At 69.4% G+C, this 25,224-nt stretch carries 26 protein-coding genes and 1 riboswitch; of the genes, 6 read left to right on the plus strand and 20 right to left on the minus strand.

The genetic code is table 11. The features are described 5' to 3' along the window. Positions 1-56 precede the first annotated feature (56 nt). Positions 57-254: a hypothetical protein gene (locus tag ACYVO6_RS21915; protein WP_461063568.1), complete on the minus strand. Its 198-nt coding sequence runs from the start codon at positions 252-254 to the stop codon at positions 57-59. Between the two features lie 493 nt (positions 255-747). Between ACYVO6_RS21915 and ACYVO6_RS21920 the strand changes: the two genes are divergently transcribed. Beyond that, positions 748-1,086 carry a hypothetical protein gene (locus ACYVO6_RS21920; protein ID WP_461063570.1) on the plus strand — a complete coding sequence of 113 codons (339 nt, stop codon included), beginning with the start codon at positions 748-750 and terminating at the stop codon, positions 1,084-1,086. A 55-nt stretch (positions 1,087-1,141) separates the two neighbouring features. Here ACYVO6_RS21920 and ACYVO6_RS21925 read toward each other — a convergent pair whose 3' ends face one another. The 9 genes from ACYVO6_RS21925 to ACYVO6_RS21965 form a co-directional block, all read right to left on the minus strand. Further along, positions 1,142-1,558 carry a pilus assembly protein TadG-related protein gene (locus tag ACYVO6_RS21925; RefSeq protein ID WP_461063629.1) on the minus strand — a complete coding sequence of 139 codons (417 nt, stop codon included), beginning with the start codon at positions 1,556-1,558 and terminating at the stop codon, positions 1,142-1,144. Between the two features lie 47 nt (positions 1,559-1,605). After that, positions 1,606-2,019: a TadE/TadG family type IV pilus assembly protein gene (locus ACYVO6_RS21930; protein ID WP_461063631.1), complete on the minus strand. Its 414-nt coding sequence runs from the start codon at positions 2,017-2,019 to the stop codon at positions 1,606-1,608. Between the two features lie 45 nt (positions 2,020-2,064). Next, on the minus strand, positions 2,065-2,514 hold the full coding sequence (locus ACYVO6_RS21935) for a TadE family protein (RefSeq protein ID WP_461063571.1): 450 nt from the start codon (positions 2,512-2,514) through the stop codon (positions 2,065-2,067). Between the two features lie 22 nt (positions 2,515-2,536). Then, positions 2,537-2,788 (minus strand): hypothetical protein, encoded by a 252-nt coding sequence (locus ACYVO6_RS21940; RefSeq protein ID WP_352372082.1) that lies wholly within the window; start codon positions 2,786-2,788, stop codon positions 2,537-2,539. Positions 2,789-2,822: 34 nt separating this feature from the next. Beyond that, positions 2,823-3,743, minus strand: a complete 921-nt coding sequence (locus tag ACYVO6_RS21945; RefSeq protein ID WP_461063574.1) for a type II secretion system F family protein — start codon at positions 3,741-3,743, stop codon at positions 2,823-2,825. After that, positions 3,743-4,702, minus strand: coding sequence for a type II secretion system F family protein (locus ACYVO6_RS21950; RefSeq protein ID WP_461063633.1), 960 nt, complete (start codon positions 4,700-4,702; stop codon positions 3,743-3,745). The genes ACYVO6_RS21945 and ACYVO6_RS21950 overlap by 1 nt, the downstream gene beginning before the upstream one ends. A 98-nt stretch (positions 4,703-4,800) precedes the next feature. Continuing rightward, the gene (locus ACYVO6_RS21955; RefSeq protein ID WP_461063576.1) at positions 4,801-6,111 is read right to left on the minus strand and encodes a CpaF family protein; all 1,311 of its coding nucleotides are present in this window, start codon (positions 6,109-6,111) and stop codon (positions 4,801-4,803) included. Continuing rightward, entirely contained in the window at positions 6,108-6,959 is an 852-nt protein-coding gene (locus tag ACYVO6_RS21960) for a hypothetical protein (RefSeq protein ID WP_461063578.1), read from the minus strand. Before ACYVO6_RS21960 ends, ACYVO6_RS21955 begins: the two co-directional genes overlap by 4 nt. 23 nt (positions 6,960-6,982) lie before the next feature. Then, positions 6,983-7,705, minus strand: a complete 723-nt coding sequence (locus tag ACYVO6_RS21965; protein WP_461063580.1) for a hypothetical protein — start codon at positions 7,703-7,705, stop codon at positions 6,983-6,985. 707 nt (positions 7,706-8,412) lie between these two features. Between ACYVO6_RS21965 and ACYVO6_RS21970 the strand changes: the two genes are divergently transcribed. The 3 genes from ACYVO6_RS21970 (at position 8,413) to ACYVO6_RS21980 (ending at position 10,872) form a co-directional block, all read left to right on the plus strand. Then, a complete protein-coding gene (locus ACYVO6_RS21970; RefSeq protein WP_461063582.1) occupies positions 8,413-9,024 on the plus strand; it encodes a hypothetical protein in 612 nt (203 codons plus the stop codon). Positions 9,025-9,129: 105 nt separating this feature from the next. Further along, a complete protein-coding gene (locus ACYVO6_RS21975; RefSeq protein ID WP_461063584.1) occupies positions 9,130-9,855 on the plus strand; it encodes a hypothetical protein in 726 nt (241 codons plus the stop codon). A 126-nt stretch (positions 9,856-9,981) separates the two neighbouring features. After that, on the plus strand, positions 9,982-10,872 hold the full coding sequence (locus ACYVO6_RS21980) for a hypothetical protein (RefSeq protein WP_461063586.1): 891 nt from the start codon (positions 9,982-9,984) through the stop codon (positions 10,870-10,872). A gap of 207 nt (positions 10,873-11,079) precedes the next feature. Here the strand turns inward: ACYVO6_RS21980 and ACYVO6_RS21985 are convergent, their stop codons facing one another. Beyond that, the gene (locus ACYVO6_RS21985) at positions 11,080-11,853 is read right to left on the minus strand and encodes a transglycosylase SLT domain-containing protein (RefSeq protein WP_461063588.1); all 774 of its coding nucleotides are present in this window, start codon (positions 11,851-11,853) and stop codon (positions 11,080-11,082) included. A 2-nt stretch (positions 11,854-11,855) separates the two neighbouring features. Further along, positions 11,856-12,007: riboswitch (cyclic di-AMP (ydaO/yuaA leader) on the minus strand. 611 nt (positions 12,008-12,618) lie between these two features. Between ACYVO6_RS21985 and ACYVO6_RS21990 the strand changes: the two genes are divergently transcribed. Beyond that, the gene (locus ACYVO6_RS21990) at positions 12,619-14,148 is read left to right on the plus strand and encodes a hypothetical protein (RefSeq protein WP_461063590.1); all 1,530 of its coding nucleotides are present in this window, start codon (positions 12,619-12,621) and stop codon (positions 14,146-14,148) included. Positions 14,149-14,570: 422 nt separating this feature from the next. Continuing rightward, positions 14,571-16,124 (plus strand): alpha/beta hydrolase, encoded by a 1,554-nt coding sequence (locus tag ACYVO6_RS21995; RefSeq protein ID WP_461063592.1) that lies wholly within the window; start codon positions 14,571-14,573, stop codon positions 16,122-16,124. A gap of 371 nt (positions 16,125-16,495) precedes the next feature. Here the strand turns inward: ACYVO6_RS21995 and ACYVO6_RS22000 are convergent, their stop codons facing one another. The 9 genes from ACYVO6_RS22000 to ACYVO6_RS22040 all read right to left on the minus strand — a co-directional run. Then, on the minus strand, positions 16,496-17,539 hold the full coding sequence (locus ACYVO6_RS22000) for a hypothetical protein (RefSeq protein WP_461063594.1): 1,044 nt from the start codon (positions 17,537-17,539) through the stop codon (positions 16,496-16,498). A 49-nt stretch (positions 17,540-17,588) separates the two neighbouring features. Further along, a complete protein-coding gene (locus ACYVO6_RS22005; protein ID WP_461063596.1) occupies positions 17,589-17,807 on the minus strand; it encodes a hypothetical protein in 219 nt (72 codons plus the stop codon). Positions 17,808-18,032: 225 nt separating this feature from the next. Beyond that, complete coding sequence (locus ACYVO6_RS22010) at positions 18,033-18,710, minus strand: DUF6461 domain-containing protein (protein ID WP_461063598.1); 678 nt, start codon at positions 18,708-18,710, stop codon at positions 18,033-18,035. A gap of 172 nt (positions 18,711-18,882) precedes the next feature. Next, positions 18,883-19,059: a hypothetical protein gene (locus ACYVO6_RS22015; protein ID WP_461063600.1), complete on the minus strand. Its 177-nt coding sequence runs from the start codon at positions 19,057-19,059 to the stop codon at positions 18,883-18,885. A gap of 95 nt (positions 19,060-19,154) precedes the next feature. After that, positions 19,155-19,505 (minus strand): DUF6461 domain-containing protein, encoded by a 351-nt coding sequence (locus ACYVO6_RS22020; protein WP_461063602.1) that lies wholly within the window; start codon positions 19,503-19,505, stop codon positions 19,155-19,157. A 96-nt stretch (positions 19,506-19,601) separates the two neighbouring features. Next, positions 19,602-19,847 (minus strand): hypothetical protein, encoded by a 246-nt coding sequence (locus tag ACYVO6_RS22025; RefSeq protein ID WP_461063604.1) that lies wholly within the window; start codon positions 19,845-19,847, stop codon positions 19,602-19,604. Between the two features lie 139 nt (positions 19,848-19,986). Beyond that, entirely contained in the window at positions 19,987-21,006 is a 1,020-nt protein-coding gene (locus ACYVO6_RS22030; RefSeq protein ID WP_461063606.1) for a hypothetical protein, read from the minus strand. A 39-nt stretch (positions 21,007-21,045) separates the two neighbouring features. Beyond that, positions 21,046-22,983 (minus strand): DNA/RNA non-specific endonuclease, encoded by a 1,938-nt coding sequence (locus tag ACYVO6_RS22035; RefSeq protein ID WP_461063608.1) that lies wholly within the window; start codon positions 22,981-22,983, stop codon positions 21,046-21,048. A 78-nt stretch (positions 22,984-23,061) separates the two neighbouring features. Then, positions 23,062-25,224: ALF repeat-containing protein (locus tag ACYVO6_RS22040; protein ID WP_461063610.1), on the minus strand; the 2,163-nt coding region annotated here is incomplete at its 5' end.

Genomic DNA, 25,224 nt, shown 5'->3' on the forward strand with positions numbered 1-25,224 from the left:
CGGGGAGGATTCGCCGACAGCACCCAGGCGATCCGGGGCCCGCGGCACACGCTTCGTCAGTGGGCGGCGGCGTGGATGCCCACGCCCGCCACGACACCCTCGGCCGAGGCGGCGGCAAAGACGTCGGCGCAGACCCCGACGGACCCGACCTGGAGCAGGCTGCCGCCGGACACGTCGGCCGCGAGACCGCCGGAGACGCTGTCCAAGCCGGAGTCGGAGATCTCAGCCGTTTCAACCTGGGGGGCAAAGTTCATGACGCGCATTTCCCTTCGAATGTGAATTTCCCGATGGCGGAGTTCGCCCGATTCCCAAAACCAGGAACCATTCCTGGCGACTCACACCGTGCGCAGGATCAAAGCACGCCAACGAAGGCACGGCCAGTCGTTCCACGCCCCTGCGGGATGCATTCCGATGCCCGACTTCACACCCGTGACGACCGACTCACCGAATACACCAACTCCTTCACACACCCGTTCACACCGCTGCACGCACAACAGTTGCCACCAGGTTTCCAAGCCGGACATCCACCCGCCAAAGCCTCATGCCGCGAAACAGGTGTGACAGTTATTCAGGTTCCGCATGACCTCCCGGTGAATGGTGTGCAGGTTTCCCAGATCTTCCGCCGCTGCCCGATGGAACACATGCGTCGACGTCGACAAGCCCCGCCTGTCAGAGGGATGCGGTACTTTCACACGTGCGTTCTGATGGGTCCGCAGGCGGCACACACACCACAGGGGGATCGAAGACATGGCCAAGCCCGACCTCGCGCTTCCGCTCAGTGAGTTGGAGGACTACGGGACCCGGCTGCGCGACATCAAGCGGCGTATGAACCACACCAAGAAGCTCTTCGAGTCCTACCGGGACGACGTGGGCGACGGTGGGGTCTACGACAAGCTCGAGGAGTTCGAGTCCAACTGGGAGGACGGCCGCGAGGACATCAACCAGCAGCTCGACGCGCTGGCCAGCATGTCCGACGCCGTCGTACGCGAGTTCAAGAAGCTCGACGACGACCTGGCGAAGCAGGTCCGCGACGGCGTGAAGACTAAGGAGAAGGACGGCGGGGGAAAGGGCAGCGGCGACAAGTAGGCCGTCCCGAGCCGACACATAGGCCGTCCCCCGAGCCACAGACCGCCCGCAGGCCTCAGCCGACCTCGTTCTCCGCCACCGCCTGGCCGTGGACGACCACGTCTCCGCCGTAGAACATGCCCGTGAAGACCGGGGCGTACGTGAGCTGTACCTCGACCTCCACCTCGTCCGCGTTCGCGGCCACGCAGTGCGTGGCTCCGATGTCCGCGCCGGACATGCCCATCTCGTTGGCGAAGGCCTTCACGCGGGCGTTGCAGTTCTCGAAGAGGATCGGGGCGGGGCCGGCCTCGTTGTCGTAGAGGGCTTCGAGGTCGATGTCCTGGGCGGCGTAGCGGGCGGCCTGTTCCGCTATGTCGGCGGCACGCTCGCGCTTCGAGATCGACAGGCCGCCGTCGATGACGAAGGCCGACAGGGACAGGAACACGAGCGCGAAGATGATGACCGCGCCGGCGCCCGAGCCCCGGTCGTCCATACGGGCCCGGCGCGCCGACACCCATCCGCGTACAGCAGAGCGCAGCGTCACGCCGTCCTCCGGAACGGGTCGAGCGGCGAGCTGAAACTGGCCGTCAGCGTCGTGGGGATATCGAGGCCGATCATGTCGAGGCCACGTACCTCACAGCTCACCTCGACCGTGAAGATCGTGTCGGGCACGAAGCCCTCGCTGGTCTGGGTCACGGTCACCGGGCCCGAGCAGACGTCATCGAGATTCGCCTCCGCGGCCTTCTCCGCCTCCGCCATCGCCGTGGCGTGGTCCTTCTGGATCGAACCGGCGCGAGCCGCATCCCGCGCCGCGCCGTCCAACGCCCCACGCCCGTCCACCAGTTGCCCGAAAGCCACCAGGACGAGGATGAACAGGATCATCACGGGGGCGAGGATCACCACCTCGATCGTGGACAGCCCACGATCCCGGTCCCGGGAAGCCAGCACCCGCACCCGTGACCGAACAACCCCTGCCCATGCCCGTACGAAGGAGCGCACCTAGTTCTCGTCCTCCTCCACGAACCGCTCCACCGGCCCCGACGACTCCGCCTGCACCGTCAGATCAAGCCCGGGAAAGACCGACGGCACCTGAGCCGTGATCTCCACACCCACTGTGTTCTCCTCCGGCTGGAGCATCGTCACGTCGGGGGCGAGGACCAGCTGCGGCCCCAGCTGCGCGATATAGCTGTCGACCACGTCCTGCGCCTCGCCCCGCCATCCGCCCGGCTGCTCGTCGGCCGTCGCGCGCGCCTTCCGCGCGCCTGCCTGCGCCGCCGCCTGGGCCACATGGTCGGCGAAGAAGTACAGCGCGAACTGCACCGTCGCGAAGATCATGAAGAAGAGCACGGGCGTGAGCAGCACGAACTCGATCGCGGTCATGCCGGAGTCACCGCGGGCGGAGGCGGCCTCCACCCGGCGGCGTACCCAGCGTCGTACGCTCACCAGCAACCCCGTATGAGAGAAGGAGAATTCAGCAGGTGCTGCCCGCGTCCGCACCCTCGATGCAGTCCTGCACCTTCTCCGCGCCGCCCTCCAGCGCCTCGTTGATGATCGCGGCGACCACGCCGACGATCGCCACGACGACCGCCGAGATGATGACCCACTCCACCGCGGAGGCACCCCGGTCGAGTTCGCCGGAGCGGGCGCGCTGCACCCGGCCCTGGAGGAAGGTGATCAGGAAGTCCACCCCCGGGATCCCGGTGCGGAAGTTCCGTCCGTTCATGGTGAGTTGTCCTCTCAGAAGGTAGTAGTCGGCTTCAGACCTGGAACACACGCATCGCGGCGGGGAAGATCAGGAAGACCAGGAACCCCGCGCACAGCAGGAGTTGGGCCACGAGCATCGACTGTGACTTCTCCCCCGCGCTGCCCTCGATATCGGCGAGTTCGCGGTGCCGCATCGTCTCGGCGCGCGAGGCGAGCGACTCGCGCACCTTCGCGCCGTCGTCCGCGACGAGCGCCAACGACGCCGACAGGTCCTTGAGTTCCTCGACGCCCAGCTCCTCGCCGAGCGAACCGAGCGCCTGCCACTGGCTGACGCCCGTGATCCGGGCGTCGGACAGCGCGTTACGGATCCGCTGGGTCGCCCAGCCGTCGGAGATCTCGGCGGCGGCCATGAGGGCCTCCGGGAGACCCCGGCCACCCGCCAGGCTCATCGACACCAGGTCCAGATACGCGCCGATCACGCGCCGCAGGTCACGCCGTTTCTCGCCGGCGTCCCGCCGCACCTCCAGATCCGGCAGGAAGAAGAAGATGACCGCGAACAGCAGCGCCAGCCAGACCGGGATGATCGGGCTGCTGCCCACTCCCAGCGTCCACACCACGGCGAACAGGAACGGCCCGAAGAACAGACCGCCCGCCGCCAGCAGCACCTTCGTCGCGAGGAACTTCTCCCAACTCCGGTCAAGCACCGCGAGATCCGCCCGCAGCGACCGCTGCTCCCAGCCCTGCTGCATATAGAACTCGGCGACTCGCGCGCCCACTTGGGCCCGTACGGATCCGAGCCGCCCGGCGTCGGCGGTGCGATGCGATGACTCGTACGCCGCGCCCCGCGCCCGCATCGCGTCGATGCGCGCGACCTGGGCGACCGCGCTGCGCTTGGACGGCATCAGGGCCCGTACGAGGGCGTAGACGCCCAGCCCCAGAACGGCGCCGATCACGATCGGCATGGTCAGGTCCATCAGCGGCGTACCCCCTCTTCGGACGGCACCGACGACTGGGCCGGCCCCGACGCCTGGGAGGGCATACGGGGACGTACGAACTGGACCGCCGCCTCGTCCCGCACCAGGAACCGCTCCGGCGTCTCGATCGTCGACAGCTTGCGCAGCCACCAGAAGCCGAGCGCGAACAGTCCGCAGACGCAGGCGAGTACGAGCTGTCCGACCGCCGTGCCGTACGGCTCGACGAACTCGCGGTTGAAGATGGACAGGCCGAGCACGAAGGAGACCGAGACGGCGACAACGATCTGTACGGAACGGCGAGTCGAGGCCCGCTGCGCCATGACGCGCTGCCGCATGTCGACCTCCTCGCGCGCCGACTTGGCGAGCGCGCCCAGGACTTGGCGCAGCCCCGGGCCGCGCAGTCGCGCGTTGAGCATGAGCGCGGCGACGATGATGTCGGCGGAGGCGTCGTCGATCTCGTCGGCGAGGTGCTGCAGGGCTTCGGGCAGCGGCGTACGGGAGCGAAGCCGGTCGACGAGGGCGTCGAGGTGCGGGCGCAGTACGGGTGCGGAGGCGCGCGCGGACGCCGGGATGGCCTGCTCAAGGCCGACCGCGCCGGCGATCGTGTCACGCAGCGACTCAGTCCAGGACGCGAGCGCCTCTACGCGGCGCATGGCGGCCTTTTCCTCGGAGGCACCGCCGAAGAGCTTGTCCCAGAAGAAGACGAGTACGGCGGTGGCGATACCGGCCACCGCCCAGCGGGTGAGCAGCAGGACGACGATTCCGGCGCCCGCCGCGATCGAACCGCGCTGACCGGCGAACCGGATCAGCTCACCGGCCCGTTCGCCGGCCTTCTGCTTCTCGTGCTGGGGCTTGGCGGGCAGCCCCCGGACCGCGACCGCGAACAGTGCGAGTCCGCCGCCGACGGCGACACCGCACGCCAGCGCGTACAGCACGGTCGTGGAGAAGAGCCCGCCCATGGAGCCGAGCGAGCCGAGCGCGGCAAGCTGCACAGTCGCCCCCGCCATCTCCGTCGTCTCCGTCATGGCCGCCATGGCCGTCATCTCGGTCATCCCCATCAGCCCCAGTTCCCGGCGGGCCCGCGATAGCCGTACGCGACCAGGTCGTCGAGGCAGGACAGAGGCGCATGCGGTACGACCCTGCCGTCGGCCGTCTCGGCGAACACCTCGCTGGACAGGACGCGTCCGTCGACGCCGTTGACCTCACGGATCGAGGTGACCATGCGCTGAAGTCGGCCGCCCGTCTGGTAGTCGTTGCGCCGCTGGATGAACACGACGAAGTTCACGGCGCCCGCCACGAGCATCTGGCTGGCCTCGATGGGCAGCCGCTCGTTGGCCTGGAGCGCGTACGTCGAAATACGGTTGAAGACCTCGCTGGAGCTGTTCGCGTGGATCGTGGACAGCGAGCCGTCGTTGCCCTGCGACATCGCGTTGAGCATGGTCACGATCTCGTCGCCGAGGACCTCACCGACGATGACGCGCGAGGGGTTCATACGCAGCGAACGGCGCACCAGCTCGGCCATCGAAATCGCGCCTTGGCCCTCGGAGTTGGGCAGCCGCTCTTCGAACGCGACGACGTTCGGGTGCAGGTCGGGGAACTGGTCGAGGCCGAGCTCCAGGGCGCGCTCGACGGTGATGAGGCGCTCGTGCGGCGGGATCTCGTTGGCGAGCGCGCGCAGGAGGGTCGTCTTACCGGCGTTGGTGGCGCCCGCGATCATGACGTTCTTACGGGCCCGGACGGCGCAGGCGAGGAAGTGCCCGATCTCGGGCGTGAGCGTGCCGTTGCCGACGAGGTCCGACATGAAGACCTTGCCCATGCGCGCGCGGCGGATGGACAGGGCCGGGCGCCGGGTGACGTCCATGACCGCGGACAGTCGCGAACCGTCCGGCAGCCGCAGGTCGAGCTGCGGATTGGCGGAGTCGAAGGGCCGGGAGGAGAGACCGGAGTACGCGCCGAGGATCTGAATGAGCTCAATCAGCTCCTCGTCGTTCTCGGCGACGGGATCGGCCTTGATCTCCTCGCCGTTCGCGAATCCGACGAAGACCTGGTCGTACCCGTTGATGTCGATGTTCTCGACCTCGGGATTGTCGAGCAAGGGCTGGAGCCGGCCGACTCCGAAGAGGGCGGCGTGCACGGCGGCCGCGTACTGCTCCTCGGTCTCGGCATCCAGCGGCGTACGACCGGAGTTGATCTCCGTACGGGCGTACTCCTCGAGGATCTGGGCTATGACCGCGCGGGCGTACTGGCGCTCGTCCTCGCTGGACATCGGCGTGACGCCGGAGACCTGGTCGAGGCGGCGCTGCTCGGCTATGCGGTCGCCGGCCTCCTGCCGGAACCGCTTGACCAGCTGATGGTCGACAGCGGTCATCGGCCGGCCCCCGCGGTGGGCTGCCCGCCCGGCCCGCCGGCCGGTACGGCCCAGGCCGCCCCGAACTGCTGGTAGAGGTCCGCGGTCACCTTGCGCGCCGAGCGGATGAGTAGCGACTTGTCGAGCCGGCCGCGCTTGCGTCCGGCCAACTGGTCGGCACCGGACGGGTCTTCGGCGAGCGTGCCCACGACGCGGGCGCCCGTCTGCGCGGCCACCAGCATGTCGTTGACCTGGTGGACGAGCTTGGCGGAATCGCCCGGGTCGGCGATGAGGACGACGCCGATGAGCGGCGTCGCGAGGGAGGCCGCGCCGCGCGAGCCGCCGTGCAGCCTGGCGGTGAGGGCGGCGGCCCGGTCGCGTACGCGCGCGATGGCCTCCGGCTCGGTGCGGGAGATGAGGAGTACGAGGGCAGCCTGCGAGAACATCTCGACGGCGGGGGTGTCCCCGGCGACCCGGCCGCAGTCGGCGATGACGTCGGCGGGCGCGTGCGGCGAGTCGGCGAGCTGCGCGAAGGCCCGGCCGAGGGTCGGCCACAGCCCGGCGAGCCCGGCGGCCTGCTCGGCGTTCCCGAGCCCGACCAGCACCTCAAGCCCGCCGCTCAACGGCTGTACGTGGTCCCAGAGTTGGTCCGGTACGAGTCCTCGGCGCGCGGTGGCGGCGATGGACAGCATGCCGGTGTTGGGGTTCAGCGGACCGCCGTGCGCGGCGGCACTGCGGTACACGAGGTCACCGCCTGCCGGGTCGGTCTCCGCCAGCAGAGCCCGGCGGGGCCAGACCGCGGCGAGGGCGACGGCGGCCGTGGTGACGCCGGGGGAACCCTTGTCGGCGGCGAGAGCGATGAGCGCCATGTCTCTTTTTGTCTCTCTCGCCCTTAGTTGCCGGGTACGAGGGCGACGGCGACCTCGCCCGCGGCGGCGGCCTGGGTGAGGGCGGGGACGTCGTCCTGGTCGACGAGCAGCGTGATGGCGAGGTTGCCGGTGCTGATGGTGGCGTCGTCGCTGCTGGTCTTGGTGTTCACGCGCGCGTCGTCGACGAGGAGGGTGTCGGTGCCGGTGGACGTACCACCGGTCGAGGAGTTGTCGGAGTTGGAGCCGGAGTTCGTGCGGCCTACGCGGTAGGCGGCGACGATGTCGCCGGGCTTGATGGTCGCGGGGTACTGGCCCTCCTTGAGGGCGAGACCTACAGAGGCCTTGCCGGCGGGGAGGGAGGACTTCGCCCCGAACATCTGGCCGACGACGACAGTGCCCGCGTAGATGGGCGACTTGGCCTTGAGGCTCTTCAGGGTCTCGCGCTGCTCCCAGCGGACGTACTTGATGCTGGAGTCTTCTGCGACCAGCACGGAGGTGATGTTGCTGTCGGCGACGGACTCGCCGGCCTGGATGGTCTTCGTCACCTGGATGACCTCAACGCGATCCCCTGCGCGCAGCACGAGCATCGTCGCCCCGAGCGCCCCGACCAGGATGAGCAGCACGGCGAGAGCGGCGAGTGCCGGTTTGCGCTCGCGAGGCGGCGCGGGAAGGCGCTCACCCATCGCCGGCTGAGCCGGCGCCGCGGAACGGTTGTTACCCGCCCCCGTACGCTCTTGGATCTTCACGCAACCGCTCCCCGTACACCCAAGAAGGATCCGTCATTTAGGACACTCCATTCCGCATCGGGCGTACCGCCCGACCTGGCCGAATACCGGCGACCGGAATGAGTGTCAAGTCACCGCACCGTATCAGCAGCGCATAAGCCCCTCAAGGCGCGCCAACGATCGCGAACCTCACAGGACTCGACGTTATCCACGCGCAACGCGGGGCGGTTGGTTCCCCGTTGAGTACGGGCCTTCGTGAGCGGGTGTCGCTGTGCGAGCGCGAACGGTGTGACGTCCGGCGGACATGTGATCGTCATGCGGAGGCCACGGTTCCTGCACGAATTGCTCACGGGTCGGGGAGGGGCAGGTTGAGGCGCGGATGACCTTCCAGGTGGGAGGGTGCGCCGCGGCTTCACCCTAGCGCGCCTGTGACGGTAAGTATTCGCGTTTGTTGACAGCGTGAGGGGCCGTACTTCAGGATCTGTTGATCGCGTTTCCGCTTCGAGCGGTTCCGCGCACGGGGAACGTCGTCTGCCCGACGAGAAGTTGGGCCTTTCCTGGTGCAACTCCGGTGGCCGTACGCCCCGTAGAGCACCGGCATCGTGCATCGGCACCTCGACCGCGTGGCGCTCTGTGGCGCTGTGGTGCCGTGCCGCTGCTGTGGTGCGTGCCGCTGTAACGCCTGCGCGGGAACTCCCCCCACTCGCATCACTCACAAGGAGTTTGTCTTGCTGCACCAGAAAACCGCCCTGCGCGTCGCCGCGCCCGTCGCCGTTCTCGCGCTCGCGCTGACCGCGTGCGGCGGCGGGGAGGACAAAGCCGACGACGCGAAGAAGCCCGCTGCCGCCGCCAAGCCGAAGGCGCCGGCAACTCCGGCCGAGGCGGCCTCCGGTGGCGAGCTGGCCACGGGCGAAAGCGCCGAGGGCAAGGTCGAGGAAGAGGACGGCAACGTCACCTACGACATCACCGCGCAGAAGGTGGACGTCGGCACCGAGGCCGAGGCCCAGGAGCTGGTGCAGGACAAGGCGGAGGCCAAGGGCATGGTGCTCGCGGTCGCGCACCTGAAGTTCACGCACAAGGGCGGCCCGACCCTGACGACCGACTCCGACGCGGCCGACGGCACCTCCATCTGGGCGGACGGCAAGCGGGGCGCGCTGCTCATCGGCGCCGCCGACGACGCGCCGGGCTGCGAGGACCCGTACGACGTCGAGAGCTGGAAGCAGGGCGAGAGCCACACGTTCTGCGACTCGTACCTGATCCCGGCGAACGCGAAGGAGATGGAGGTCCACTGGTCGGAGGAGGACGGGGAGCCGTTCATCTGGAAGTTCCCTGGCCAGTAGGGCGGTTGGCGGGGCGTGGCGGTCGAGGACTTGGTGACAGCCACGGACTTCACTGCCGCGCCGCGATCTTCGCCATGCCGTGATCGTCCACCGAAGGGATGACGTATGAGCCGTATGAAGAGATCCACTGCCCTGGCCGCCTGCGGCCTCTCCGTCGCCGTACTCACCGGCCTGACCGCCTGCGGAAACGGTGACTCGGAGACGGACGCGGCCGACAAGCCCAAGGCCACGGTTTCTCAGGCCAAGGAGGTGAACCCGGCGGAGCGCGTGGCGAAACTCATGGTCACCAAGGCCGAGAGCGGTGGCCACGAGGTCAAGAAGCCCTCCGACGGTGACGCCCTGGCCGCCAGTCAGGACGACATGGACGTTGACAAAGCCGTCTGCACCCCGTTGGCGTACGCGATGAACGAACTCCCCATCGGCTCCCCGCAGGCCACGCTCACACACGTCGCCACCAGTTCGGCCGCCATGTCCACCTACATCACACTCTCCACCTACGCGGACGGCGGAGCGGAGTCCGCCATGAAGGACCTCGCCAAGGCAGCCAACTCCTGCGGCAGCGGCTATACCGCGACGTCGGACAGGGGAACCACGCCGTACGACTCGGTCACGGTGGAGGCCGCCCCTTCGGGCAGCGACGAGTCCCTCGCCACTGCTGCCACCTTCAAGTTCAAGGGCTTCACCCAGAAACTCCGCACCCAGACCTTCCGCTTCGGCGACATCATCGTCAACTACTTCGCGCTGGACAGTGGCGCGTTCATACAGTCCCGCCCCGGCGAGGCCAAGATCCCGGCCGACCTCGTCAAGGCCCAGAACGCAAAGCTCGGTTGATACATGCGCACCGGCCCCGGGTACCTACCGGTACTCGGGGCCGGAAGCCTGCCGCTGATCATCCTTACGAGTGAGCCAGCGGCATATACCGGTCCGGCTTGACCTGCCGTCACTACCGTCCGCCACATGGTCAGCTCATCCCACGAGGCGATGCACCGCCTCTTCCAGGAGGACCCCGGCGCCTTCGCGCGGACCTTCCGGGCCCTCGATCTCCCTTTCCCGGACCCGGTCGCGGTGTCCCTCATGCCCACCGATCTCACGGAGATCAAGCCACTGGAACGGCGGGTGGACACCCTGCTCAAGCTCGACACCGCCTCCGGCGAGAGCCATCTCCTGGTCGTGGAGGCCCAGGGCAAGAAAGATCCGAAGAAACCCGCCAGCTGGGCTTATTACATCGCCCACCTGTACGCGAAGTACCGCATCCCACCCGTCCTGCTCGTCACGTGCCAGGACAAGACCACCGCCGCGTGGGCCGCCGAACCCATCACCATCGGGCCCAGACAGTGGCGCACCCTCACCCTGCGTCCCCTCGTCCTGGGCCCGCACAACGTCCCCGCCATCACCGACCCGTCCGCCGCGGCCCGCGACATCCCCCTCGCGACACTCTCCGCCATCACTCATGGCAAGGACGCCAACGCCGCTGCCATACTGAAAGCCCTGGCCGCCGCGCTGAAAACCGTCGACGAAGAATCCGCGAGGATCTTCGCAGAATTCACCGAACTCGGCCTTGGGACCGCCCCGGCCGCAAAGATCTGGAGGCAATTGATGTCGGTCGATCTCTCCTTCTTCCGCTCGGAGACCTCCCAGCGCCTGCGCGCGGAAGGCCGTGTCGAGGGCCATGTCGAGGGTCATGTCGAGGACATCCTGCTGGTCCTGAGCGAGCGCGGCGTCGAGGTCCCAGACGACGTACGCGCGCGCATCACGGACTGCACCGACCTGGAAACCCTCCGAACCTGGCTCAAGCGCTCCGTCACGGCCGCCACTGCCGAAGATCTGTTCGCGGACACGAAGGCCTGACGAGCGGCGGCGAATGTCCCGGCCCGGCAACAGGGCCGGGCATCCTCCCGGCCCCGTCAGCCGGCTCAGCGACATGGCGAACTCCTGCCGCCCATGGGGCCGCAGGAGTTCGCTCATGAGAGCCCGTGAGGGCGGCGGTGAGGGCGGCCCGCCCATGGGCGCGCTCGGTCGATCCGGCGCCGAGGCCGCCCACAAGGCCGGACCAGATCAGTAAGGCCCGTTGACGTTGTCGATCGAGCCGTACTTGTCGGCGGCGTAGTTGCAGGCTGCCGCTATGTTCGCGACGGGGTCGAAGGGGTCCATCGACGTACCGGGCACGTGGTAGGCCTGGAAGGTCGGATCGATGGTCTGCAGGAGGCCCTTGGACGGCGTCCCGGCCACGGCGTTGGAGTCCCAGTTGTTGATGGCTTGCGGGTTCCCCGACGATTCGCGCATGACGTTGCGGTGGATGCCGTCGTACGAGCCCGGAATCCCGTTCTGGGCCATGATGTCCAGCGCTTCCTTGATCCAGCCGTCGAGGTCGTTCGTGTACGTCTTCTCGGCGGCGGGCTCGGCGGCGGGCGTGGCAGCGGGCTCGGCGGCGGGCGTGGCAGCGGGCGCCGCCTTCACCTCGTTTGCTGGCGTTTGGACGGTTTTAGTGCCGACCGTCAGCGTGAGGCCCGGACGAAGCCGCGCCGGGTCAGTGCCGATGACGGCACTGTTGGCCTTGTACAGCTTCTTCCAACCGCCGCTCACGGAGTGCTTTTTCGCGATCTTGGACAGGGTTTCTCCCGAAGCCACCTTGTGCGTGACGAGCTGGACCTGCGGGACTGTGGCCTGCGCCTCCTGGGCGACCTGTGTGACCTGCGCCGGCTGGGCGGCGCCGGCGCCGGTCGCCCCCATGATCGGGAGAACGAGCGCGGCTCCACCCGTCCCCACGGCGACGAAACCGCGGACAAAGGGGCGGGCTTTCGAACGACGGTGCTTACCTCGTGCGGACATGGCGAATTCCTCTCCGGCGCCTACGAGGTGAGCTGTCGGGTTCGGGCGGGAGATGCCCGGCCGCACGACGAATGCGACTTCACCCCAAGCCGTTCCGAAATCCGGACCGGCGACTTACCTGGTTCCCCCGCTCCTGCCGAAGCGCATGGATGGATGGGTTCCGGACGGCGGCAGGATTCGGCGTTCCGCCCGGATCGCCGAGAACGTATGCGAGAGCACACGCCCGAAACAAGCTCTGAAATCCCAGTGAGCCCCTTTTGAACTCGTCGAAACGAGGGGCAAATCGCCCGATTATTCCGGAACGCGATCCTCAACTTCCGTTCTGCAAAGCATGAGTTGCCGGGACGCCACCTCAACGCCCAATTCGCCCGAACGTGACCCAATTCACCCGATCAAGCACCACCAAGCCTGAACAAAGCGGCAATGAGGGCAACTCGGGCATTGTGCTTTTTGGGAGCCGTCCCGCGTTGGGCATGAAGTGGAGGCCGGAGCACCGGTGTTCGGGAAGCCGCCGAAGCGCGGCGAGGGGGCGCAGCCTCGGCCTCGTCGACGTAGTCGGCGGATGGAGCCGCGTACGCGCACGTGGCGTACGGCGGCTGCCCACAGGCAGGCAGTTCTACGAACGTTACAGATCGCCGGAATGTGTCACATACATCGGCAACGTCCCCTCCCCAGACGTGGCCGATACCGGGTGAGGTTTACTCGGCTGGACCGCGCCCGGTGACCCGGCGCCCCGGTGACCGCGACGGAGAGCGAAAGCGACTGATGCCGGACTGGACGTATCACCCGCTGCGCGGCGCGGCCGCCGCCGTCCTCGGCCGTCGCCGTTCGCAGCGAACCGCACTGCGGCTGCTGGCCTCGATCGGCTCCCGTCCCGTCGGCGCGCGGCTGATCGCCCGGGGATTCGGCCACCGCCATCCGCCTGAGCGCCTCGCCGGTGAGATCGCCGGCGTACCTGTGACCGTCCGCCTCGGCATATCCGTCCCACCCTCGCTCGCCCGCGAAACGGTACGCGCCATGCCCCCGCTCGGGGCCGGCGTCGTCGAGGTGGCGCCCGTCTCGGCGGCCGACGTGGAGACCGTACGCGAGGCCGCTGCCGGCCGCTCGATCCCGCTGGTCGTCCGCGCCCGCGACTCGGAGGCCGAGGCCGCCCTCAAGCCGTACGTCGACGGGTTCACCAGCGGCGACGACCCGCACGTGGTCCATGTGTCCGACCCGTCGGTCACCACTGCGGCCGCCGCACTCGAGGAGCCGGACGCCGTCGTGCTCGCCCGGCCCGAGGTGCTGGTGGAGGCCGGACCCGGCTGGTTCGCACGGGCCACCGAGGCAGCCACGCCCACCGCGCCCGCGCCGCGGCTACGGGACGTCGGCCGCGATCCGCGCCGCTGGCCCGCCTGGTGGTGGGCGCTGCTCGTCGGGCTCGGTATGACGGGCGCCGGACTCGGCGCCGCGGCGATCACACTCGGGCCGGTGCTGCTCTGGTACGACCGCGACTACCTCGGCATGACGGTGCATCAACTGCACGCCGCCAACCACCACCTCGTCCACTTCCTCCAGCACGACCGGATCACCATGGCCGGCACGATGGCATCGATCGGCGCCCTCTACACCGGCCTCGCCGTGGGCGGGATCAGACGCGGCTGGCCCTGGGCCCGCGAGGTGTACCTGCTCTCGGGAGCGATCGGCTTCCCCACCTTGTTCTACTTCCTGGCCACCGGCTTCGTGGAACCCCTGCACACGGCCACCGCCCTCGTACTGTTCCCGATGTTCGTGGCCGCGGTCCGCCGAACCCCGCACACACCGCGCTGGCACCTGGTCCCCGAGGGCCCGGAACCAGAACGCCGACGGGCGCTGACCGGCCAACTGCTGCTGATCGTCACGGGAGCAGGCCTGTTCGCCGGCGGAGCGGTGATCTCGGTGGTCGGCCTGACCGGCGTCTTCGTACCGACCGACCTGACCTTCCTGGACACCAGCACGGAGGCGCTGGAATCCCTGAACCCCCGGCTTGTACCGTTCGTCGCCCACGACCGCGCGGGGCTGGGCGGCGCCCTGATGTCCGCCGCGGTGGCCATCATCCTGCTCAGCGCGTGGGGCTGGCGGCGGGGGGAGGCCTGGGTGTTCTGGACCCTGGCCTCAGCGGCGGCGGCTGGATTCCTGCCAGCTCTGGTGGTGCACGGCGCGATCCACTACACGGACTTCGTCCACCTGGCTCCGGTCTACTTCGGCATCGGCATCACGGGCACCGGCTTGTTGCTCGCGCGTCCGTACCTCTGTGCCAAGGCGTCGGCGGGCTGACGGAGCCGACGGAGCCGAAGAACTGACAGGCCGTCGGGACGAGCGGTCCACCGCTCGTCGTGCGTCGTCCGCTCGTCCTGCATCGCCGCGCCGCCCGCCGCACACTCCGGGACAACTCATGCCGGCTCCCGAGGGCGCGAACTTGCTGGATCCGTTGCCGAGGTTGAGCAACCCGGTGTTTCCCTTGGTGTTGGGGACATAGACGTTGGGGAACAGCTCCTCGGTCGTCCCATTCGCCCGTTCGATGTCAGTGGTTAGGGCTGTGACCGCATACGTTCACCGGGTTGGGGATCCGTGACGCCAGGAGCTGAGCTCCTGTCGGGGACGGCTTGTACTCTGCACTCATTCGACGATCGGACGATCACGAACACGGGCATGCGGGCACGGGGCGGGCGTCCAGGGGCGGGAGCGCGGGGATTTCGATGAGTGACGCACATCCGATACGAAGCCGCAGACCGGGCCTCTCGGCCGGTGCGCTGATCATCGCCGGGGTCGTCCTCGCCGCGATCGGGGCCGTCGGCGCCTGGCTCCAGCACGACGCTCCCGGCCGGAGTGCGGAGCCGCGTACGGAGTTCACCGCGAACAACCCGCCCGCCGGTCTGCCCGCCGCGCTCACCACCGGCCAGCGCCTCCACTGGTCCCGCTGCACCTCGCCGCCCACCGCGCGCACGGCCTACGACTGCGCCACCATGAAGACCCCCCTCGACTACCGGAAACCAGATGGCAGGACGATCGAAGTCGCCCTGATCCGCCGCAAGGCCACCGGCCCGAACGCCCGGCGCATCGGCTCACTCGTCCTCAACTTCGGCGGCCCCGGCGAGTCCGGCGTGAGCGGATTGCCCGAACGCCTCAACCAGTACAAGCCGCTCCTCGACCGCTACGACCTGGTCTCCTTCGACCCGCGCGGCGTTGGCGCGACCATCCCCGTGCGCTGCGGGAAGACCGCGGACGACACCGGCTACGACGGGGCCGACGCCTGCGCTGAGCACTCCGGAGCGCTCCTCCCGTACATCGGCACCTCGCACACCGCGCGCGACCTCGACCTGATGCGCTACCTCCTCGGCGACGAGCGGCTGCACTACTTCGGCGTCTCGTACGGAACGACGCTCGGCGCGGTCTACGCCCACCTGTACCCGTCGCACGTCGGACGGCTCGTCCTCGAAGCGCCCGTCGATCCGACCGAGGACCTCAACGAGGCGCAGGTGTCGCAGGTCAAGGCGGTCCAGGCGGCATTCGACCGGTTCGCTGCGCACTGCGCGGCCCGTATCCGCCACTGCCCGACCGGCGATGGGCCCGAGGAGGCCGCGCGACGCATGGCGCGCCTGGCCGACCGCCTGGAGAAAAAGCCCGCCCCGGCCGGCGGCGGAAGGAACCTCGACGCCGACGACCTCGCGGACACCGTCGGTGACCATCTCGACCTCGGCACAGACGGCTGGTCGCCGCTCGCCAAGGCTCTCACCGCGCTGATCGACCACAACGACGGCGGTCCGCTGAGCAAGGGCGCGGACGACATCGGCTCCGCCGACCGCGCGCCGACCCCGCGCGATAACAGCCGCGTCGCCCTAACCGCGATCACCTGCGCGGACTCCAGCCTGCGCCCTGGCTTCGAACGCCTCGACCGGGACGAGGCCCGCATCAAAGCCGCCTCACCTGTCTTCGGCGCGGCCTGGTCCACCGGCGTCTACCTCTGTTACGACTGGCCGTTCGACGGCGAGCGCGCCACGCCCCAGGTGAACGCCGACGGCGCGGCCCCCGTCCTGGTGGTCGGCGGCACCGGCGACCCGACCACCCCATATCCCGGCGCCCGCCACATGGCCCGCGCCCTGGGCGACGGTGTCGGCGTGCTCCTGACGGCCGAGGAGGAGGGCCACGGCACATACCCGCAGAACCGCTGCGTCACGGAGGCGGTCGACAAATACCTCCGCACGGGCCGCACCCCGGCCGTGGGGACGGTGTGCCGGGGCAGCATGTCCTGAGGCCCGTACGGATCCGCCGGGCGGCCGTCAGCACAGCGGTTCGCTCGCAGGGGCCCTGGGCGTGCACCACCACACCGCCCGGTCCGAGACCGCCTTTGGGTGGGTGCCGGTGCGGTGGTCGGGGCAGAGCGGCCGGATGATGCGCAGGCGGGCTGCGAGGTCGCTCCGGACGGCCTCGGCCACAGCGACGTGAATCCCCGGCGCACGACCTGCTGCAGCTTCTGCCCCTCCTGGTCGGTCAGTCGGCGACCCCGGCCGCGGGTGCAGCCGGGTCGCCGTCCGCGCCAGCGGGGCCAGCTGAGGGAAGAGCGCGGTCACGTCGAGTGGCCGCGGCGGGGTGGTGAAACTCCTGCCGGCTTCTGGCGTGCCGGTCACTGGACCAGCTCGATGTGCGGGTGGGACGGGTCGGCCGGGCAGGCGTGGAGCTGGAGGTTGTGGCCGCCGACGATGTCGATCAAGGTGAAGTTGCCGTCCTGGGCACCCAGAGGAGGCGGGGCCGGGTTCGTCGGTTCCTCCTCGGCGATCCAGGTCCCGCTGCCGCCGTCCCATTCCCAGGAGGCGATGGTGAGGAGCGGGACCTGCTCGGTGCCGCACTCGGGGCAGGGGCGGGGCACGGGGTCGGTGAGGCTCCAGCGGGTCCAGCCGCCGGTCTTCCAGCCGGGGGCGGTGGAGAGGTTGTTCAGGTAGAGCTCGCCCGGGTCGTCCGCGTACGTGCTGTACCGCGCGGGGTCGATCGTCTCCCAGCGGCTCATGTCGTCCAGCTGGTCCCGAAGCTCCTTGTCCAGCTCTAGGGGGTTGGGGTACTCGGTGACCTGCTCCGGTGAGAACAGGCACGGCTCCGGGAGGTAGCAGTCCCGCTGGACGATGGGCGGCTCGGGCGGTGCATCGAGGACGTCGGTGACGGTGGCAAAGGAACGCCAGAAGAGGGCGGTCCTGGGGGAGGCGTGTTCCGCGTGGTCGAAGGGGCACCACAGGACCTGGAGGAGGTCCGCGTCGGGCGGCCGCGGGAAAGAGACGTCGCGGGCGTAGAGCTGGGCGACGGGCAGGAGGGGGATCGGACCATCGAACCACGGGCGGCCCGCCTTGATCCGCTCCAAGGTCTCCAGTTCCTCGGGGGTCCACTCGGGTGCCTCGGGGTCGAGGTGCAGCCGCTCGGCCGATGCGGTCCAGACGCGGCGGAGGAGCCGGATGTCGTCCGGGGAGTGGACCACCGGGGCCGCGCGGCTGTCGTGCGGCTCGTCGCAGTACGGCCACGGCTCGTCGGCGGGCCACAGCAGCGGCCCGCCGACGGAGCTGTCGTGCACAGTCGGCGACCCCGGCCGCGGGTGCAGCCGGGTCGCCGTGCGCGCCAGTGGGGCCAGTTGAGGGAAGAGCGCGGTGACGTCGAGTGGCCGCGGAGGGGTGGTGCGTCTCATGCTTGCTCCCGATGGCGCGTTCTGGCCGGACTCAGTTTCCGACGTTGAACTACCCAGTGTTGCCTTGGGTGTTGGTGATGTAGCCGTCGTCGAACACCGGCTGTGACCGTCCGTTCGACCGAACGAGAGCACCGGCCATCTTGACTCTCACCGGGATCGTGCTGGTGGCGTCTCGGTAGACGGGCGTTACCTGATAGAAGATCGAGTCATTCGGGCCGAAATCGTCAGCGTTCAACGTGTTCATCACCTCGGACTCGTGGGTCCGCATGCTCGGCGTCCTGGCAACCGGTGATCTCGTTGTCCGTTGCGTCGCTGCTCTCGACGTACGGGATTCCCAGGCAAGCCTGTACCAAAGCCGCTCGGGTGCCGGCCGGGCTACTTGTCAACGGCCTCTTGGGACGGGCTCGCTGGCGGCCTTGAGAAATCCCCGCACGTGGGCGGGAAGGGAGGGGCACCGCGGAACTGCGGTGCCCCTCAGGGGGAGTCAGGAAGCTCACGTTTCGGGCGGTCGGGGGGTAGGGCGCACAGATCCCAGGTATCGACCGAGCGAGGTTGAGCCCTGCTTCGGAGGGGTCGGAGGAAGACTTGGCACCGGATCGGGCGTTCGGTCCTCGTCGGCAAGGTATGCAGTGAGCAGAGGGCCCGTGATGGTGGTCCTGTCCAGATACACGCCGGTGTGCTGTGTGATGACCTCCAGGGCAAGCAAGAGGCCTGGACGCCCTGGATGCGCCTGATGACGACTGCGCACGAGATCCCAGAAGGGGCCAGTGCCTTGCGGTATCCAGTCGGTGGCACCAGGTTCGAAACGCTCGCGGCACTGCCCGTCGTGCCAGTGCGACAGAAGGTTCATCCCGTCTCCTCCCTGCAGCAGGGACACTGTCTCGGTGCCTTGCGAGAGCGCACGGAGAGGACCGGGCCGAGAGCCGGCTCCTCCCACGTCCTCGAAACAGAAGGACCATCCGCTGTGCATGCCGACGCGCAGTACTGTTCCCCCGCGCAGGGCCTGCTCATAGAGGTCGCTCCGCTCCGTGCGGGCGAGAACCTGCGCCCTGTCGGGGTCTGCTCCGTAGCGGCGCAGCACGTCGGCCGGGTTGAGGCCCCTGGTGAAAGTCAAGCACCACAAGGAATAGCGTGGGTCGACAGCCCATCCCCACTCATCATCGTCGGTCATGAGGGCTCCTTTCTCCGATCAGGGGGCATCTCTGAGCCGTCAGGCGTGTCAGGGATGCCCCTGATGCTCCAGGGTTCAGTCGGTGACGTAGGCGTTGGGGAACAGCTCCTCGGTCGTCCCATTCGCCCGTTCGATGTCAGTGGTTAGCGTCGCAGGACGTCCGGACGTGTGCCTACAAGATTTCGATGGCGCCCGGCGGGACCGGGCCCTCGCCCGCGTAGGAATCACCGCGCGGTGCGGACGGGGCGTCGTCCTCGGCAAGGGGCAGGGTGGGCCAAGGGGCGGCCAGGGTGGAATCGTCCAAGGTGAGGCCGAGGTGGTCGAGGACGAGGGCGACCACGGGGGCCATTCCGGAGTCCCCATGCTCAGTTAGGGCTTCCTGGACTCTGTCCCACCAGGGGCTGGGATGTCCGGGCCGGGGGTGTACCAGTCCGGGTTCGAAGTTCACCAAGCACTCGCCGTCGCGCCAGTGCTGGAAGACGGCAAGACCTCGGTGGACAGGACGCTGTAGGTCTCGGTGCCGCGGGACAGTACGGCGAGAGGTTCGGGCCAGGAGCCGATGACGCCGTCCTCCTCGACGCAGAACGTCCACTCGCCGAGCCTTCCGGAGCGTAGGAGTGACACCGTTCCGGCGGCGAATTGCCCCGTGGGCAGGTCGGATGCGGCGTCCGCATCGAGCAACCGGGAGCGGGCTGGGTCGGCGCCGTAGCGGGTGAACACCTCGGCAGGTTCCAGGCCCCGGGTGAAGGTGACGCACATCTGGTCCCCCGCCCAGTCGAGCGCGGCTGCCGTCACGTTCTGCCTCCATCCTGTGACCGGCACCGTCTGCCGGATCGTGTCCGCCAGGGTTCCCGCAGCGCACCGCGGGGAGCCCCGTTCATGGTGTCTGGTTCAGGCGGTGAACTCGATACGGAATGGGTCGTCCGTCAGCATGCGCTGGTACTTGCGGAGGGAACCGAGGACGCCGCCCGCGGAGCTGTTGGCGCGCTGGGTGATGTGCAGCCGTAGACAGGTCTCGGTGCCGGTGGTCGGGCGGTCGGCCCAGGTTGCGGGCGCGGACCACACGTTGTTCACGACCTGAGGGGTCAGTTCGGCGCACATGTTGCCGTCCTGGCCGCCCTCCCTGGTGTCGGCCATCGGAAACTCGTCGCAGCTGTCCGCGCCACTGGTGGACGGGTCGCCGTCCGCGCCAGCGGGGCCAGTTGAGGGAAGAGCGCGGTCACGTCGTACGGCCGCGGTGGGGTGGTGAAACTCCTGCTGGCTCCTGGCGTGCCGGTCACTGGATCAGTTCGATGTGGGGGTGGGACGGGTCGGCCGGGCAGGCGTGGAGCTGGAGGTCGTAGCCGCGGGCGATGACCGTCATGGTGAAGTTCGCGGGCGGGGTGCCGCGGAGGAGTGGGGTCGGATTCTCCCGCTCCTCCACGGGGGCCCAGCTGTCGCTGCCGGCGTCCCATTCGAAGGTGGCGACGGTGAGGAGTGGGAGCGCCTCGGTGCCGCATTCCGGGCAGCGGCGGGGCATGGGGTCGGACAGGCCCCAGCGGGACCAGCCGCCGGTCTTCCAGCCGGGGGCCGTGGTCAGCTCATTCCGGTAGAACTCCTGCGGGTCGGTGGAACCGGAAACGCCCCACCGGCTCGGGTCGGCCAGCTGCCGGCGCAGCTCCTCGTCCAGTTCCATGAAGTGGGGGTACTCCGTGACCTGCTCGGGTGCGAGCAGGGACGGCTCCGGAAGATAATCCTGGGACTTGATCCCGGCCGGCTCGGGCGGTGAGTCGAGGACGTCGGTGACGGTGGCGGCGGAGCGCCAACGGAGAGCGGTGCGGGGGTGGGTCGGGTGGTCGAAGGGGCACCACAGGACCTGGAGGAGGTCGGCCCCGGGCGGGCTGACCGGGAACGGGACGTCGCGGGCGTAGAGCTGGGCCACTGGCAGCATCGCGATCGGGCCCTCGGGCCAGGGGCGGCCCTGGCGGATCCGTTTCGAGGTCGCCAGTTCGTCGGGCGTGGGCAGGGACGCCGGGCGGCCGAGGTGCCGTCGGCTGGTGATGGCCGCCCGATTGCGGCGAAGGACACGGACGTCGTCCGGAGAGAGCACCACGGACGTCGCGCCCTTCTCGTGCGGCTCGTCGCAGTACGGCCACGGCTCGTCGGCGGGCCACAGCAGCGGCCCGCCGACGGAGCTGTCATGCACCATCGGCGACCCCGGCCGCGGGTGCAGCCGGGTCGCCGTCCGCGCCAGCGGGGCCAGTTCAGGGAAGAGCGCGGTCACGTCGATCGGCCGCGGCGGGGTGGTGAAACTCATCCTGACTCCCGAAGGCGCGAACAGGGGCGGCGGGCGTGATCAGTTCCCGAGGTTGTGCTGCCCGCCGGTCTGAGTGTTGGCGACGTAGACGTCGGGGAACAGCTGCTCCACGGAACCGTCCGCGCGCTGGATCTTGGCACTCATCGTAACGCCCACCGGAATCGTGCTGTCGGAGCTCAGATACGTCGGAGTCACCTGGTAGAGGATCGCGTCGTCGTCGCTGAACGTGTCGTCGTTCAGCTCGGCCCAGACCTTCTGCTCGCCCTCATCCCACATGCTGCTCACACCGGTGTTCATGCCGGCCTGCCAGCAGGGGACGAGGTTCTGCGAGATCCTTCCGCCGAGAACGTTGGCGATCAAGTGACACCGGGAAAGCCCCTCGGTGAGATTGTTCTTGGTGCGGTATGCGGCTGCGTCCGCCCAGCCGGTGATGTCACCCCCGGCGGTACTGCCAGGCCCTGGCTGTGTGCCCAGGCAGGCGGTCGCCGTGGACGCCCGGTAGCCGGCCGCGCTCGTCTGGTCGGTCTTGTTGACGTGCGGAACCGGTTCGACGGTGTTCTTGATCCATCCGTTGCCGGCCGGGCGCGCACCCTCCGGCGAGATCCCCAGGCACTCCGCGTGCGAGCCGTCGAGCGACGCCGTGAACGTCAGCTTGAACTGGTCGGCGTCGATGACCCGCTGGCCCGCGAAGCCGTCGGCGAGCTGGCTGACCGCGAACTGCCTGTCGACGGCGGCGACATGGGCGCGCACACATCGCTGGGAGGTGTCGAGGCTCGAACCGCCGTTGAGCTCGTGGATGACCCATCCGCCGTTGCCGTAGTAAGGAATGAGCTCGGCGCACTCAGCCCCGTCCCTTCCGCCTTCCTTCGTCTCCGCGAAGGGGAACTGGGCACAGGTGTCGGTCGGTATGAGGTCGCTCGCGTCCGCGAACGGCTCCGACGCCCCGCTTCCACAGGTGCTGTTCACCCGGCTTTCCGCGCCGGTCGTCGACCGGGTCAGCGGGGTGTTGAGCCCCCAGCGGTCGGTGAGGTTCTTCTGGGCCCACAGATACGCCGCCACCGCGCTGCCCTGGTCAGATCCCTGCGTGCTCATCGACATCTCGGCCATGACCGACGGCACGGCACACCCCGCCACCGACGACCCGCCGACCGCGTCGTCACACCTGATCTGACGCGAGTTCTTCCAGGACGCGTTCGGGTCGGTCGCGGTCGCGCCCGGGGACGTCACGTACATCGCGTAGGACGTGTAGAAGGAGGCGGAGGAGCCCGTCGTCTGGGGCGAGGAGTAGGTGACGTTGCCGGTGAGGGTCTGGCCGAGGGTGATGTTGCCGCCGTACCAGGGGGCGGTCTTGGTGGCCGTGCAGCCGGCGTCGCACGAGGCGCGGAGCTTGGCGTTCAGCGCGGTGACATCGCCGACGGCGCTGGTCATGGTGACGGAGACCTGCTCGCTCCAGGTCGTGGCCGTCGGCGAGAGGTCACCGCCGGTGGAGACCTCCAGGACGCCGCGTCCGATCTCCACGCCCTTGCTGTCGCGGAGGATGTAGGTGACGTTGATGCCGTTCACGCAGTACGAGAAGCGCTCGTAGCCGTAGTTGCCGGGGCTGGTGATGTCGCAGCTTCCCGCGGCGGCTGCTGCTGCGGAGGCGGCAGGAGCGGCGGCGGCCGCGCGGGTCTTCGCCTTCGCGGGGGCGGGGGTGACCGTCACACAGGACTCGACGGCACCCGCGCGGCGCTCCTTGGAGCCCGGCGCGGTGGCGGTGCAGTCCTCACCGGAGCCGGCCGCGAACTTGCTGGTCTCGGTGATCTCCGCACTGGGCGCTGCAGACTTGGTGGTGGACGAGGCCTTGGCCGTCGCGGGCGGCTCGGCCGCCTGGCTCGTCGCGGCTGTCGTGATGACGAGGGTCAGGGCGGTGAGGACGGTCAGGACCGTCGAGCGGGCGCGTCTCCTTGTGGCGCGCCCGCCACGTATTCCATGCACGGGGGCAGGACCTTTCTGTGAAAGGAGGGGGACGGGGGCGCCGCCTGATTGCGGCGCCCCCGGGAGAGACGGGCGGGATCAGGCCGCCAGGCCCCAGATGTCGCTGAGGCCCTTCGTGATGCCGGAGACCAGGTCCTCGCCGGTGTCTGTGATCTTGCTGACGACGGGCTTGACGAGGCCGCCGCCGAGCGCCTTGTCGGCGGCGCCGACCCACTTGTAGGCGCCGAAGGTGACCAGGCTCAGGCCAGTGCCGGCGGCGGACTCCCAGAAGGCGCCGCTGGTGAAGCCGTGCTCGATGCCCGTGAAGAGGGTGCCGATGGCGCCCGCGCCCGTGGAGACGCCGGCGAAGAAGCCGGCCACGGCGAGGGCCGGCGGGAAGACGAAGGCTGCCAAGGCGCAGCCGGCCGCCAGGAATCCGGCGCCGATGCTGACCACGTTGGCGGCGTCCGCGTAGAACTGGGCGTCGTTCCACCATTCGTCGGCGTCGCCGTCCGCGGTGCCGTTCGGGTTGACCTTGTTGTTCTTGTCGTTGTTGGCCGGGTCCCGGCCAACGTCGCGGTTCTCCCAGGCCTTGAGCGCGGCCTCCTTGGCCCTCGCGATCTCCTCGGCCCGCTTCTTGTCGGCGGCGATCTGCTTGGCCTGGGCGTACGCGATGGCGGCGGCCTTCGCGTCGGCGGAGGCGGCGAGTTCGGCGGCGCGGGCCGCGGCGGCGGAGCGCTGGGCCTGGGCGGAAGAGGCGAGGGCCGCGCGCGCCGAGTCGACGGCCTTGTTGGCCGAGTAGTTGGCGGTGCGGGCGGCGCCGCGGGCGGTGGCGGCGGCGTTCTTCGCCTTGGTGGCGGAGGCCTGGGCGGCGGCGGCCGACTTGTCGGCGGCGTCGGCGTTGTCCCGCGCCTGCTGGGCGTAGTCGTCGGCCTTGGCGGCAGAGTCGAGCGCCTTCTGCGCCCACTTCTGGGCCTCGGCGGCGGCTTTGCGGGCGTCGGCGGCGGCCTTCGAGGCGAGGGCCGCGTCCTCCTGAGCCTGCTCCGAGATCTTGGCGGCGGCGGCGATGGCCCCGCGGACGGCGGCGACGTGGGTGGCGGTGTCGAAGTCGAGCTGGGCCGTGCGGTACTGGATCACGGTGATGAAGTTGCGGAGCATCCACGCCGGTCCTTCGAGGGCGACCTCCGCGTAGGCCTTGGTGAAGGCGCCCGCGGTGTTGATCAACTCGAGGGCCCGGACCTGGTCGTCCTCCTTGATGGCCAGCGGGTAGTGATGGTCGAAGAAGTCGTTGAGGGATTCGGTGGTGTTCTCGTCGAGCGCCTTGTTACCGGCCTCCTTGACGGCCTTGCCGGGATTGTCGCCGAGGATCTTGCTGATGGCGACGCGCAGGTCCTCGTCCGAGGCACGCTTCATGCCGCCGGTGAGGAAGTCGCCGACGGCCTTGGAGTTGGTGCTCTCCAGCGCGGCTGCGGCGGCCGCGGCGACCTTCGGACCGGCGATCGTCGCCACGTGGAGGGTGGTCTCGCGGTCGTCCTGCGTCTGGGCGAGGGCCCGGTCGAGGTCGATCCAGGCGTAGACGTCGTCGTCGGAGCCGGCGAGGGCGTGCTGGGCGGCCTGCCGGGTGTTGGCCCCGCGGGCGTCGATCAGGGCGACCGCGGCCTGCCTGCCCAGGGTCGCGGCGACCGACATGTCGCCGGAGTACAGGGCCTCTTCCGCCTTGGAGATGAGGTCCTTGGTCCCTTGGGTGGTGCGCTCCTCCATCAGCCGCTTGTCGCGGACGTCGGAGAGCTCGGCCTGCTCGATGGCGGCGAGCTGCTGGGCCTCCTCGATGGCCTGCTGCTTGTCCTGCTCCAGGGTCTGCGCCTCGGCGGCGCGGGCGTTCTTCTCCACCTCGATGGCGTCGCTGACGGCCTGGGTGGCGATGTTGGCGGCCTTCACGGCCTCCGCGGCGTGGGCGGTCGACTTGTTGGCGTAGTCGACGGCCTGACCCGCGTACTTCACGGCCTCCTCAGCGGCGTCCGCGGCCTTGTCGGCGTGGTCGGCGGCGGAGTTGGCGGCGTCGCGGGCGGTGCGGGCCGCCCTGGCGGCGGCGGTCGCCAGTGCCTGGGCGGCGGAGGCGGCGTTGGTGGCGCGGTTGGCGGCGCTGGTGGCGATGGCGGCCTGGCGCTTGGCCTCGTTGGCCTCCGCCTGGGCGGCACCGGCGGAGACGGCGGCCTGGGCTGCGGCGGTCGCGGCGGCGGCCGAGTTGCGGGCGGCGGAGGC

It is taken from the genome of Streptomyces pseudoechinosporeus (assembly GCF_054783935.1).